The sequence below is a fragment of the Rhizobium sp. SG2393 genome, from assembly GCF_042610495.1.
GTDB lineage: Bacteria > Pseudomonadota > Alphaproteobacteria > Rhizobiales > Rhizobiaceae > RU20A.
In genome coordinates this window covers 96,165-109,355 of sequence record NZ_JBHGAP010000008.1, presented here as the reverse complement: position 1 = coordinate 109,355, position 13,191 = coordinate 96,165, and the positions used below count along the sequence as shown (strand labels likewise).

At 64.4% G+C, this 13,191-nt stretch carries 9 protein-coding genes; 7 read left to right on the top strand and 2 right to left on the bottom strand.

What is annotated here, in order from left to right; genetic code table 11:
- Window positions 1-157: 157 nt before the first annotated feature.
- Both ACED18_RS16025 and folD read left to right on the top strand, forming a co-directional pair.
- Window positions 158-2,686, top strand: a complete 2,529-nt coding sequence (locus tag ACED18_RS16025) for a Wzz/FepE/Etk N-terminal domain-containing protein (RefSeq protein ID WP_377294024.1) — start codon at window positions 158-160, stop codon at window positions 2,684-2,686.
- A 258-nt stretch (window positions 2,687-2,944) separates the two neighbouring features.
- Window positions 2,945-3,844: a bifunctional methylenetetrahydrofolate dehydrogenase/methenyltetrahydrofolate cyclohydrolase FolD gene (gene folD / locus ACED18_RS16020; RefSeq protein ID WP_377294022.1), complete on the top strand. Its 900-nt coding sequence runs from the start codon at window positions 2,945-2,947 to the stop codon at window positions 3,842-3,844.
- Between the two features lie 56 nt (window positions 3,845-3,900).
- On the opposite strand, the gene ACED18_RS16015 is transcribed toward folD, so the two are convergent.
- Entirely contained in the window at window positions 3,901-4,956 is a 1,056-nt protein-coding gene (locus ACED18_RS16015; RefSeq protein WP_377294020.1) for a substrate-binding domain-containing protein, read from the bottom strand.
- A gap of 304 nt (window positions 4,957-5,260) precedes the next feature.
- Between ACED18_RS16015 and ACED18_RS16010 the strand changes: the two genes are divergently transcribed.
- The 5 genes from ACED18_RS16010 (at window position 5,261) to ACED18_RS15990 (ending at window position 11,761) form a co-directional block, all read left to right on the top strand.
- Window positions 5,261-6,622 (top strand): ABC transporter substrate-binding protein, encoded by a 1,362-nt coding sequence (locus tag ACED18_RS16010; RefSeq protein ID WP_377294018.1) that lies wholly within the window; start codon window positions 5,261-5,263, stop codon window positions 6,620-6,622.
- Between the two features lie 154 nt (window positions 6,623-6,776).
- Entirely contained in the window at window positions 6,777-7,787 is a 1,011-nt protein-coding gene (locus ACED18_RS16005) for a carbohydrate ABC transporter permease (protein ID WP_377294016.1), read from the top strand.
- Window position 7,788: 1 nt separating this feature from the next.
- Window positions 7,789-8,934 carry a carbohydrate ABC transporter permease gene (locus tag ACED18_RS16000; RefSeq protein WP_377294014.1) on the top strand — a complete coding sequence of 382 codons (1,146 nt, stop codon included), beginning with the start codon at window positions 7,789-7,791 and terminating at the stop codon, window positions 8,932-8,934.
- Between the two features lie 28 nt (window positions 8,935-8,962).
- The gene (locus tag ACED18_RS15995) at window positions 8,963-10,627 is read left to right on the top strand and encodes an alpha-glucosidase (protein ID WP_377294012.1); all 1,665 of its coding nucleotides are present in this window, start codon (window positions 8,963-8,965) and stop codon (window positions 10,625-10,627) included.
- A gap of 45 nt (window positions 10,628-10,672) precedes the next feature.
- The gene (locus ACED18_RS15990) at window positions 10,673-11,761 is read left to right on the top strand and encodes an ABC transporter ATP-binding protein (protein WP_377294010.1); all 1,089 of its coding nucleotides are present in this window, start codon (window positions 10,673-10,675) and stop codon (window positions 11,759-11,761) included.
- Window positions 11,762-12,682: 921 nt separating this feature from the next.
- Here ACED18_RS15990 and ACED18_RS15985 read toward each other — a convergent pair.
- A complete protein-coding gene (locus ACED18_RS15985) occupies window positions 12,683-13,132 on the bottom strand; it encodes a GNAT family N-acetyltransferase (RefSeq protein WP_377294008.1) in 450 nt (149 codons plus the stop codon).
- Window positions 13,133-13,191: the final 59 nt, after the last annotated feature.

The following is a 13,191-nucleotide window of genomic DNA, read 5'->3' as shown; positions in this document are numbered from 1 at the left end:
GACGTTCTATCCGCAAATGCTTAACGTCGCGTTTGGCGCCACGCGCCATCCGCATGGGAAAAGCCGTGTCGGAAAGCTGCGGTTAACGGTTTGTTTTCCATAAAAATCTACAGTGCGTAAACGAATGGCCGGGAATGCCGGCGGCACAGGTGCGTGAATGAGAGAACTGCCACCGAACAGGACGAAGCCGGCGCGCGGTTCGCTGCTGGACAGCGTGGAGGCCGCAGGCGTGTCCGCAGACGCGCCTGCGCCATCCCTGCTCGATGCCGCCCTGCGTCCGAAGCGCACGCCCCGTCTTGACGTCGGGTCCTATGCGCCGCGAAGCCGCCCCGATCCTGTCGAAGAGCCAGCGCCTCAGCGAGCCGCCTATGGCCGTGAACGGCAAGAGGGTTGGGACGATCACCGCTTGCCGCCGCTCACCACCCGCGCCACCCGCGAGCGCCAGACCCGCTATGCCGAGGAGCAGCGCGACGACTGGCGGGCGGAAAGCCGCAACGAAGACGCCTATGCCGATGAAGGGGCCGCTGGCCGCAAGCCCTCCTGGTTCGGCCGCCTGTCCGCACGGTTCTCCAGCCAGGATCGAGAGGATGAGCGGGCAGCCGAAGCCGAACGCCGCCCGGTCATGCCGGAGCGTCGCGCGATCCAGGCCACTATGGAGCGCCGCGCGACCCAGGCCGCCACGGAGCACCGCCAGTCATCGCCGCTGTCGGACGAGACGCCCACGGTCGAAGCGCCCGCTGCGAGCGCCGACCGCCCGCTGGTCGATTTGCGGGTCGTCATCTCCTCCGTCTGGAAACTGCGCTATGTCATCCTCGCCACCACGTTGCTCGGCGCGATCGGTGGCGTCATGCTCGCCGTCGCGACCCCGAACAAATACGTCGCGACGAGCAAGCTCTATGTCGATCCGCGCGAGGTGCGCCTGACCGATTCCGACCTCTCCAAGCAGAGCCTGGCGACTGAGGGCATTCTGGCCCTCGTGGACAGCCAGCTTGAGGTGCTGCGCTCGCGCGGCGTGCTGGAAAAGGTCGTCACCGATCTCGGTCTCGAACGCGACCCGGAGTTCGGCGCAACGGGCAGCGGTCTCCTTGGCAAGCTGACGGGCCAGTCGTCTGCCCCGGCGCCCTCCAGCAGCGCGGTTGCCAACCGCAGCCTCGATGCGCTCGCCAAAGCCATCGCCGTCGGCCGCGATCCGAAGACCTTCATCATCACCGTGGATGTGGCCAGCCGCGATCCCGCCAAGTCGGCGCTGATTGCCAACCGGCTGGTCGATACCTTCCTGGCGGAGGAACAGTCCGCCCAGTCCGCTTTCTACCGCCGCACCACCGAAGCGCTCGATGCGCGGCTGGAGGAACTGCGCAAGGAGCTCGACACGGCCGAGAATGCCGTCGAGGACTTCAAGGCCACGAACGACATCGTCGGCGCCAATGGCCAGCTGATCTCGGAAAAGGAGCTCTTTTCGCTGAATGACCAGGTGTCGGCCGCCAGAAGCCGCATTGCCGATGCCAAGGCCAAGGTCGAGGTCGCGAGCCGCGTGAGCCCGAGCGCGGTCATCGGCGGCAACTTCCCCGAAGAGGTCAACTCCCTGACGCTGACCGAGTTGCGCAAGCAATATGCGAGCGCAAAGACGAGCCTTGGCGCGCTCGAGGCCAATCTCGGTCCCCGCCACCCGCAGCGTCTGGCCGCCGCGCAATCGGTCGAGACGGCGCGCAACGAGATCGCCAACGAACTGAACCGCATCGCCGCCAATGCTCGCGCCGAACTGGCCCGTGCCGAACAGGCCGAACGCGACCTCGTCAACCAGCTCAACACCCAGAAGAACCGCCAGATCACGGCGTCCTCGTCCTATGTCGAACTGCGCGAGCTGGAACGCACTGCCAGCGCCACCCGGGCCATCTACGAAAGCTTCCTGAAGCGTGCGCGCGAGACGAGCGAGGAACAGAAGCTTTCCGACCGCAATATCCGCGTCATCTCCAAGGCCGAGCCGCCGCTGCAGCCGGTCGGTCCCTCGCGCAAGCTGATCGCCATCGCCGGCGTCATCGGCGGCCTGTTCCTCGGCATCGGAATCGGCATCCTGCTGGGTGTCGTCCGGTCCATCCGCCCACTCTTCGACCCCGCCACGCCCGGTGGCCGACGCTCCGAAAGGCGCGCCGCGCCGGATCGCGCCCGCCATCGTGATCCGACACCCCGCGACCGGGCAGAGCGCGAGCCCTACCATCCGCGTGACGCCTACGCCCGGCAGTCCGCTCCGCCGGAAACGCGCGAAGAGCGCATCCCGTCGCATCGCCGCACGACCGCCCCGTATCGCGATGACCTTCACCGGGAGGACGAGGCAACGCACTGGCGTAACCACGACGGGCGCGACCGCGATCCCCGCGATGCCCATCAGCGCGATCTCCACTCCCGTGACCCCTATGCAAGGGACTGGCAGGATGACCCCCGCGATCCCTATCGCGCCGATACCCGCCGCTTCGATCGGCCCGCCCCGCAGGCCGTGGCATCGCAGGATGCCGTCGAGGCACTGATGGCGGCCCGCCGCATCGTGGAGGCCGAGCGTCTGCGCGAAGACGCGGCCTACCGCCCGGGCGCGCGCCAGAACGAGCCGCTGGATGGCGTGGAAGATGGCATGCGGGCCCTGCGCCACCGTGTCGAGGCCTTCGTCAGACGCAAGGCAGGCGGCCGCGGCTAGCACATCATCCGATCGGCTCGACACGAGGATCGACAGGATTCTGCTTCAAACAGAAGAGCTTGGGGTGCCGATCCGATGATGTCGGATCGAACGGCGCGCCACGCTCCGGCATCCCGATTTAACCCTCATTTTCATCGTCATGCGGTTCGCGCTTGCATTTGCTCGCGCTGGACAGCATAGGGCGCAGAAAGGCCATCCTGCCGGCCATGCCCGGTGAGAGTGTGGCCGCGGGTCGAGACCTGAACGGGGAGAAATGCCATGGCCACCCTCATTGATGGCAAGACGGTTGCGAAGTCGGTCACGGATGCGGTGAAGACCGCCGCCACGACGCTGGAGGCGGAAGCCGGCGTCAAGACGGGTCTTGCCGTCGTCATCGTCGGCGATGATCCGGCCAGTCACGCCTATGTCGGCGCCAAGAGCAAGATGGCCAAGGAATGCGGCTTCACCTCCGTCCAGCACACGCTGCCGGAAGAGACCACGCAGGAGGAACTGGCCGCTCTCGTCGAGACGCTGAACGCCGATCCTTCGATCCACGGCATCCTCGTGCAGCTCCCGCTGCCGAAGCACCTGAAATCCGATCCGATCATCCAGTCCATATTGCCGGAAAAGGACGTGGACGGCCTGCACGTCGTCAATGCCGGCAAGGTCGCGACCGGGGATCTCGATGGCGGTCTCGTCTCCTGCACGCCGGCCGGCGCCATGGTCTTCGTGCGCCGCACCCATGGCGAGGACCTATCAGGCCTGAACGCCGTCGTCATCGGCCGCTCCAACCTCTTCGGCAAGCCCATGTCGGCCCTGCTGCTTGCGGCGAACGCGACCGTCACCACGGCCCACTCCCGCACGAAGGATCTGGCTGCGGTCTGCCGCAATGCCGATATCCTCGTCGCGGCGGTCGGTCGTCCCGAGATGGTGAAGGCCGACTGGGTGAAATCTGGCGCGACCGTCATCGATGTCGGCATCAACCGCGTGCCCGCGCCGGTAAAGGGCGAGGGCAAGTTCCGCCTCGTCGGCGACGTCGCCTTTGCCGAATGCGAGAAGGTCGCGGGCGTGATCACACCGGTGCCCGGCGGCGTCGGTCCGATGACGATTGCCATGCTGATGGCCAACACCGTGATCGCCGCCTATCGCAAGGCCGGCCGCAAGCCGCCGAAGTTCTGAGCTTCGGCGCTTCAGGGAGCAGGGCAGGGCGCGCGCGTCTCCCGCGACCGTGCCTGTCAGGCGCTGCGGATTGTCTTGCCGCCGCGCCCCGGTGCCGCGCCGGTCGAGGCGCGCACAATCAGTTCCGTCTTCCACAATTCCTGGATCGGCGTCTTCTGCTGACGCGAGACCGAGGCGATCAGGTGCTGCGCTACCCGCGCACCGGCGGCCCGCAGCGATGAGCGCGTGGTGGTCAGCGGCACCGAGAAGTTCTCCGGCTTCAACATGGGCAGCACGTCGTCATGGGCGATCAGCGAGATATCGCGCCCGAGCACCAAACCGGCCTGGTTGATCGCGCGCACCGCGCCGAGCGCCAGCACAGTACTGGAACACAGGACGGCCGTCGGCGGGTTCGCCGAGGACAGGAACCGCTGCATGCTGCGATAGCCATGCTCGTCGGTCATCGGCACGTGATCCTGCAGGGCGGAATCGAGGCTGATGCCGGCCTCGCCGAGCGCCCGTTCCATGCCCTTTCGCCGGCGAATGGCAAAGGTCAGGTAATCGGGACCGTTGATCAGCGCGAAATCCCGGTGCCCGAGCTGCAGCAGAAGCCTCGTTGCGTCGTAGAAGGCGCCGGTATTGTCGATGTCGATGAAGGGATAGTCGAGCTCGACCCCGATCGTGCGCCCGTGCACGATGAAGGGAATGGACAGCGACTTCAGGATATCGATGCGCGGATCTTCGGCCCGCATATAGGCGATGAAGATCGCGTCCACATTGCCGCTCGCCGCCAGCCGCCGGAAGGTCGCTTCCTCGTCGGCCGGCGAGGCCGGATTGATGACGAAGTGGAAGTCGTGGCGCACGGACTCCTCGGCAAGACCGGCCAGGAACTCGCCGAAATGGATGTCGGAATCCATGCCCGGCGCAATCGGCATCACGAGCCCGATGGAATACGCACGTCCCGTGGCCAGCCGCTGGGCGGCGCGGTTCGGCCGGTAGCCGGTTTCCCGCACGGCCGCCAGCACGCGCTTTCGCGTCTCCGCATTGACCTCAGGATAGCCGTTCAGCGCCCGGCTGACCGTGGTCTGCGAGAGGCCGAGCAGTTCTGACAATTGGCGCAGATTGACCGCCATTTCGGAACGCCCCTCCCCAAAGCGCTTTGATGTTTGCTTCAAACCGGCCGCAATCCGGTTACGGCCGATAGCTGTAACACTCCCGTTATTGATCCCCAAAGCGAAATTTTGTCTGCTGCGCCGCAGAAATTTCGCCGCAGAGCAGCATTCTACGCGGGCATGTGCGCAAGTTTTCGAAAGCTCTTGACTCCTCTTCGGCCTTGATGATTTGTAAGGGCAACCAAAGCGCTTTGAAAATGAAGCGCTGACGGTGGGAGATCATGGGGTTTGTTCGGCTGTGCCGACAGCTTTTCGGGAGGAAGACATGAAGAAGGCATTCCTGATGGGAGTGGCTGCGCTGGCGCTGTGCGCCGGCGTCGCGCATGCGCAGGAACTGAAGTTCAAGCCGGGTGAGGATGCCCGCTTCAACTGGGCGAGCTACGAAGATTTCAAGAAGGCGCATGGCGACCTCAAGGGCCAGAAGCTGACGATCTTCGGACCGTGGCGCGGCGAAGACCAGGCGCTGGTCGAATCCATGCTCGCCTATTTCAAGGACGCCACCGGCATCGAGGTTTCCTACTCCTCGTCGGAAAACTACGAGCAGCAGATCGTCATCGACACCCAGGCCGGCAGCCCGCCGGATATCGCGGTTCTCCCGCAGCCGGGTCTCTTCGCCGACCTCGCCTCCAAGGGCTTCCTCGTGTCGCTCGGTGACGACACCGGCAAGTGGATCGAGGACAACTATGCGGCCGGCTCCAGCTGGCGCAAGCTCGGCACCTACAAGGGCAAGGACGGCAAGGAACAGTTCTTCGCCTTCCCCTACAAGGCCGACCTGAAGTCGCTCGTCTGGTACTCGCCCGAAAACTTCGAGGACGCCGGCTACGAAGTGCCGAAGACCATGGAAGAGCTGAAGGCGCTGACCGAGAAGATCGCCGCCGACGGCGAGAAGCCCTGGTGCATCGGTCTCGGCTCCGGCGGTGCGACCGGCTGGCCGGCGACCGACTGGGTCGAAGACATGATGCTGCGCACGCAGACGCCGGAAACCTACGACAAGTGGGTTACCAACGAGATCAAGTTCAACGATCCGGCCGTCACCGGCGCGATCGACGAATTCGGCTGGTTCGCCCGCAATGACGCCTATGTCGATGGCGGTGCGGCGGCCGTTGCCTCCACCGACTTCCGCGACAGCCCGAAGGGTCTCTTCTCCTCGCCGCCGAAGTGCTACATGCACCGCCAGGCGTCGTTCATCCCGTCCTTCTTCCCGGAAGGCACGAAGCTCGGCGAAGATGCCGACTTCTTCTACCTGCCGCCCTACGCCTCCAAGCCGGAACTCGGCAATCCGGTTCTCGGCGCCGGCACGCTCGTCGCCATGACCAAGGACACGGCTCCGGCCCGCGCCTTCATCGCCTGGCTCGAAACGCCGATCGCGCATGAAGTCTGGATGGCCCAGTCGGGCTTCCTGACGCCCTTCAAGGCTGCCAATCCGGAAGCCTATGCCAATGCGCCGTCCAAGAAGATGGGCTCAATCCTCACCAGCGCCACGACCTTCCGTTTCGACGGTTCGGACCTGATGCCGGGTAAGATCGGTGCCGGCGCTTTCTGGACGGGCATGGTCGATTATGCCGGTGGCAAGTCGTCGGCCGATGTCGGCGCCGAAATCCAGAAGGCCTGGGACGCCATCAAGTAAGATCGGCAGATCCGATGATGACATCCGGGGGGACCGCAAGGTCCTCCCGGCTCTATCCGCAGGTCTTCGGCCAGCGGCAGACTGCTTCTTGATACTGGCGGCCAAATACGGAAGGCGCAAAGCCCATCCGGCCGCACCTGGGGGAGGGCCAATCATGCAGCAATTGTTCGTCGCCATCGCGACCATGGTCGCGGGGGTTCTGGGATGCGCCGCCTATTTCTGGGGCACGAATTTCATCCTCGACCGGATCTTCCCGTCAAACGGGCCGAGCGCCGTCAAGGCCTCGCAAAATCTGCGCATCGCCAATTCCATCCGCCCCTGGCTCTTTCTCGCGCCCGCGATCTTTGCCCTCGGCATCTATCTCGTCTACCCCGTGATCGAATCCGTCTGGCTGAGCTTCCATGACAAGTCCGGCATCAATTTCGTCGGCGTTTCCAACTATCTCTGGCTCGTCAACGACGGCGAATTCCGCCAGTCGATCTTCAACAATTTCCTCTGGCTGCTGGTCGTTCCCGCCGCCGCCACCTTCTTCGGCCTGATCATCGCCGCGCTCACCGACCGCATCTGGTGGGGCAACATCGCCAAGACGCTGATCTTCATGCCGATGGCGATCTCCTTCGTCGGCGCCGCCGTCATCTGGAAGTTCATCTACGACTACCGCGCCGCCGGGCAGGAGCAGATCGGCATCCTCAATGCCATCGTCGTCTATTTCGGCGGCGATCCGCAGGCCTGGATCACGCTGCCCTTCTGGAACAACTTCTTCCTGATGGTCATCCTCATCTGGATCCAGACCGGCTTTGCCATGGTCATCCTCTCCGCGGCACTCCGCGGTATTCCGGAAGAGACGATCGAGGCCGCCGTCATCGATGGCGCCAATGGCTGGCAGATCTTCTTCAAGATCATGGTCCCGCAGATCTGGGGCACCATCGCCGTCGTCTGGACGACGATCACCATTCTCGTCCTCAAGGTCTTCGACATCGTGCTCGCCATGACCAACGGCCAGTGGCAGAGCCAAGTTCTGGCCAATCTCATGTTCGACTGGATGTTCCGCGGTGGCGGCGATTTCGGACGCGGAGCGACGATCGCCGTCGTCATCATGCTGCTCGTCGTTCCCATCATGGTCTGGAACATCCGCAACGCCCGCCGCGAGATGGGAGGTCACTGAGATGATCGGTTCGAAGCGCTCGCCCCTTGCCTGGGCCGTCCACCTCTCCGTCGCCCTTCTCGTCATCCTCTGGACCCTGCCGACCGCGGGCCTCCTGATCTCCTCGCTGCGCGACAAGGACCAACTCGCCGTCTCAGGCTGGTGGACGGCTTTGTCCACCTCCTCGCAGAACCGCCAGACGCGTGCCGCCGGCCCTGAAACCCAGCGTGAGGAAAACGGCAAGTTCGTCATTTCCGGCAATGTGCTGGAGGGCGATAGCGCCAAGGTTTCCGCCTTCGGCTTCAACAGCCGCGAGCCGGCCGCCTTCCTGCCGGGCTCCACCGCCACCATGAATGACGGCGAACAGCTGACCGTTCAGGAAAACGGCGACTACACCATCGTCTCCGATACGAAGATGGAAGGGTCGCGCGGCCAGCGCATCTTCTTCACCGCCTCCGTGCCACCCCGCTTCACCTTCGACAATTACCGCGAAGTGCTGAATGCGGAAGGCATCGGCCAGTCCTTCATCAACTCGCTGACGGTGGCCATCCCGGCCACCATCATCCCCATCCTGGTTGCGGCCTTCGCGGCCTATGCGCTGGCCTGGATGCCGTTTCCGGGACGCTCGCTGCTCATCGCCATCGTCGTCGGCCTTCTGGTCGTTCCGCTCCAGATGTCGCTGATCCCGCTTCTGAAGCTCTATAACGGCGTCGGCGCCTTCCTCGGCGTTCCCGCCAAGACCTATGTCGGCATCTGGCTTGCCCATATGGGCTTCGGCCTGCCGCTCGCCATCTATCTCCTGCGCAACTACATGGCCGGCCTGCCGCGCGAAATCATGGAGTCGGCCCGTGTCGATGGCGCCAGCGACTTCGAAATTTTCGTCAAGATCATCCTGCCGCTCTCCTTCCCGGCGCTCGCCTCCTTCGCGATCTTCCAGTTCCTGTGGACCTGGAACGACCTGCTCGTCGCCATGGTCTTCCTCGGCACGGGCAACAACGAGCTGGTGCTGACGGGACGCCTCGTGAACCTGCTCGGCTCGCGCGGCGGCAACTGGGAAATCCTGACGGCCTCCGCCTTCATCACCATCATCGTGCCCCTGATCGTGTTCTTCAGCCTGCAGCGCTACCTCGTGCGCGGTCTGCTCGCTGGCTCCGTCAAGGGCGGTTGATCCAGACAACAAGGACGCAAAGACTTCCATGAGCATGACCGAGGCAACCGGCTCGATCCTGACCCCCGACCGTGACTGGTGGCGCGGCGCCGTGATCTATCAGATCTATCCGCGCTCCTATCAGGACAGCAACGGCGACGGCATTGGCGACCTGGCGGGCATTACCCGCCGGCTGCCTTACGTCGCCTCGCTCGGCGTGGATGCGATCTGGATCTCGCCCTTCTTCACCTCGCCCATGCGCGACTACGGCTACGACGTCTCGAACTACCGCGATGTCGATCCGATCTTCGGAACGCTGGCCGACTTCGACGCCCTGATCGCCGAAGCCCACCGCCTTGGCTTGCGCGTGATGATCGACCTCGTCATCTCGCATACCTCCGACCAGCACCCCTGGTTCGTCGAAAGCCGCTCCAGCCGCTTCAACGCCAAGGCCGACTGGTATGTCTGGGCCGATGCCAAGCCCGATGGCTCGCCGCCCAACAACTGGCTCTCCATCTTCGGCGGTTCCGCCTGGCAGTGGGACCCGACCCGCCTGCAATACTACATGCACAACTTTCTGACTTCGCAGCCGGATCTCAACCTGCACAATCCGGAAGTCCAGGAAGAACTGCTCGCCGTCGAGCGCTTCTGGCTGGAGCGCGGCGTCGATGGCTTCCGCCTCGACACGATCAACTTCTACTTCCACGACCAGCTTTTGCGCGACAATCCGGCGCTCGCGCCTGAACGGCGTAACGCCAACACCGCGCCGGCCGTCAACCCCTACAACTACCAGGAACATCTCTACGACAAGAACCGCCCGGAAAACCTCGCCTTCCTGAAGCGCTTCCGCGCCGTGATGAACGAGTTTCCGGCCATCGCCGCCGTGGGCGAGGTGGGCGACAGCCAGCGCGGTCTCGAGATCGTCGGCGAATACACCTCCGGCGGCGACAAGATGCACATGTGCTACGCCTTCGAGTTCCTGGCGCCCGATCCGCTGACGCCGAAGCGTGTCGCCGAGGTCATGCACGACTTCGAGCGCGCCGCTCCGGAAGGCTGGGCCTGCTGGGCCTTCTCCAACCATGACGTGACCCGCCATGTCAGCCGCTGGGGCGAGCATGTCGCCGACACGGACGCCTTCGCCAAGGGCCTGGCGAGCCTGCTGATGTCGCTGCGCGGCTCGGTCTGCATCTATCAGGGCGAGGAGCTCGCGCTGCCCGAAGCCGAGATCGCGTTTGAGGATTTGCGTGACCCCTATGGCATCCAGTTCTGGCCCGACTACAAGGGCCGTGACGGCTGCCGCACGCCGATGGTCTGGGAAAAGGATGCGTTGAACGGCGGCTTCGGCGCCGGCCGACCCTGGCTGCCGGTGCCGGCCGCACATCTGCCGCGCGCGGTGGATCAGCAGGAGACGGACATGCGCTCCGTCCTGCACCACTATCGCCGCTTCCTGGCCTTCCGCGCCGAGCATCCTGTCTTCGCCAAGGGCGAGATCGAGTTCCTGGGCGTCGAGGCGCCGATGCTGGCTTTCATCCGCAGCCACGGCAATGAGAAGATCGTCTGTGTCTTCAACATGGGCGGCGAGCCGCATGCGGCTCCCGTGCCGGCCGATCTCGGCACCATCGAGCCGCTTGGCGGCCACGGCTTCGATTCGTATCTCAGCGACGGAAGCATCGTGCTGCCGGCCTGGAGCGGCTTCTTCGCGCGGCTGCTGTAAGGCAACCGGTGACATAACAAGACAAGAGGGAAGGGGAGAGAACCGATGACCGGGCTTCAACTCAAGCAGATCCGCAAGTCCTACGGCGCCGTGGATGTCATCCACGGCATCGACCTGGAGATCAGGGAGGGCGAGTTCGTCGTCTTCGTCGGCCCCTCCGGCTGCGGCAAGTCTACGCTGCTGCGCATGATCGCGGGTCTCGAGGATATCACCGGCGGCGACATGTTCATCGACGGCGAGAAGGTCAACGATGTCCCGCCATCGAAGCGCGGCATCGCCATGGTCTTCCAGTCCTACGCGCTCTACCCGCACATGACGGTCTACGACAACATGGCCTTCGGCATGCGCATCGCCAAGGAAAGCAAGGAGGAGATCGACCGCCGCGTGCGCGCCGCAGCCGATATCCTCCAGCTCACCAAATATCTCGATCGCCTGCCGAAGGCGCTCTCGGGCGGCCAGCGCCAACGCGTGGCCATCGGCCGCGCCATCTGCCGCAATCCCAAGGTCTTCCTCTTCGACGAGCCCTTGTCGAACCTCGATGCGGCCCTGCGCGTCGCGACCCGCATCGAGATCGCCAAGCTCCACGAGCAGATGTCGGATACGACGATGATCTACGTCACCCACGATCAGGTCGAGGCCATGACGCTCGCCGACCGCATCGTGGTGCTCTCCGGCGGCCATATCGAGCAGGTGGGTGCGCCGCTCGACCTCTACGAGCGTCCCGCCAATCTCTTCGTCGCCCAGTTCATCGGCTCTCCCGCCATGAATATCATCCCGTCCACCATCCGCGCCACCGGCGCCCAGACAACGGTCGAACTGTCCGGCGGCAAGTCAGTCACCCTCGACATCCCGACCGCCGTCGGCGACATGGGCAAGGCGGCAAGCTTCGGCGTGCGCCCTGAAGACCTCGAAGTCAGCACCGGCGAAGACTTCCTTTTCGAAGGCACCGTTGCCATCGTCGAGGCGCTCGGCGAAGTGACGCTGCTCTACATCGAAGGTCTCGTGAAGGACCAGCCGATCATCGCCAAGATCCCCGGCATCCTGAAGGTCGCCCGCGGCGAAAAGGTGCGCTTCACCGCGCCGCGCGCCAAGCTCCATCTCTTCAACGCGGACGGCAAGACCTACCGCGTCTGATCGCTGTGCTTGAATTTGTGGGTAGCTTTGCTATTCTGCCGGAGTGATGCCGGGCTGCTGTCACAGCCCGGCATCTACGTTTAGCTCATCAGATTGACCCGCACGGTGATTGACCACGTCGTGCGGGTTTTCTGTATCCTAAACGTGACGCTGATGGGGATGAACCACATCGTCGACACCTCCGGTTCGCAAAGCGAGGCTTTCGCCCAAGCCGGCGCAGCCCATCCCCGCCGGTGCGCCCCGTGGCCCGGGCGCATGCTGCTTCCGCTTGCGAACTCTGCGGCGGCCCTTCTGACCGCCGTCTTGAAATTGTAGGCCTTTCTGTTACTCTACTGGAGTGATGTCGGGCTGTTCCAGCAGCCCGACATCGGTTGCTTAGGCTATCAGTTGGACCCGCACGGTGATTGACCACGTCGTGCGGGTTTTCTGTATCCTAAACGTGACGCTGATGGGGATGAACCACATCGTCGACACCTCCGGTTCGCAAAGCGAGGCTTTCGCCCAAGCCGGCGCAGCCCATCCCCGCCGGTGCGCCCCGTGGCCCGGGCGCATGCTGCTTCCGCTTGCGAACTCTGCGGCGGCCCTTCTGACCGCCGTCTTGAAATTGTAGGCCTTTCTGTTACTCTACTGGAGTGATGTCGGGCTGTTCCAGCAGCCCGACATCGGTTGCTTAGGCTATCAGTTGGACCCGCACGGTGATTGACCACGTCGTGCGGGTTTTCTGTATCCTAAACGTGACGCTGATGGGGATGAACCACATCGTCGGCACCTCCGGTTCGCAGAGCGAGGCTTTCGCCCAAGCCGGCGCGGCCCATCCCCGCCGGTGCGCCCCGTGGTCCGGGCGCCTGCTGCTTCCGCCTGCGGACGGCACGACGATAGATTTGCAGCTTTCGGTTGTCCATGGGGTGTGCGTCTGAATTCTCAGGCGTCTTTGCCTGCCAACCATTCGCGCCGCAGGATCGACATGACGACGAGATCCGCGCGGTGGCCGTCGGGGAGCGGGTAGTGCTCGCGCAGGATGCCGTCCTCGCTCATCCCGCAGGCGGCATAGACGTGGCGGGCGCGGCTGTTCGTCACGAAGGCGTCGAGCCAGAATTTGGCAGCGCCGAACTCTTCGAAGGCCATCCGGATCAGCGACAGCAGGAAGCGCTTGCCGGAGCCCTGTCCCGGCGAAGCCACCGCGATGCGTTTCAGATAGACGAGGCCGTTCGCATGGCCGATGCCTTGCAGGATCGCAAAGGCGAGCAGCGTGCCTGCCGCGTCCTCAAGGAGAAAATAGCGGTTCTCGCCGCTGTCGATATTGGCCGCGTGCTGCTCGGCGCTGGAGCGGCCGACGAGATCTGCGTAACCGGGCCTGCGCTCGATGGCCATGATGGCCGGGATGTCCTCCCGGCCGGCTGGACGGAGCGTGAAATCCGTCACGGGCGCGC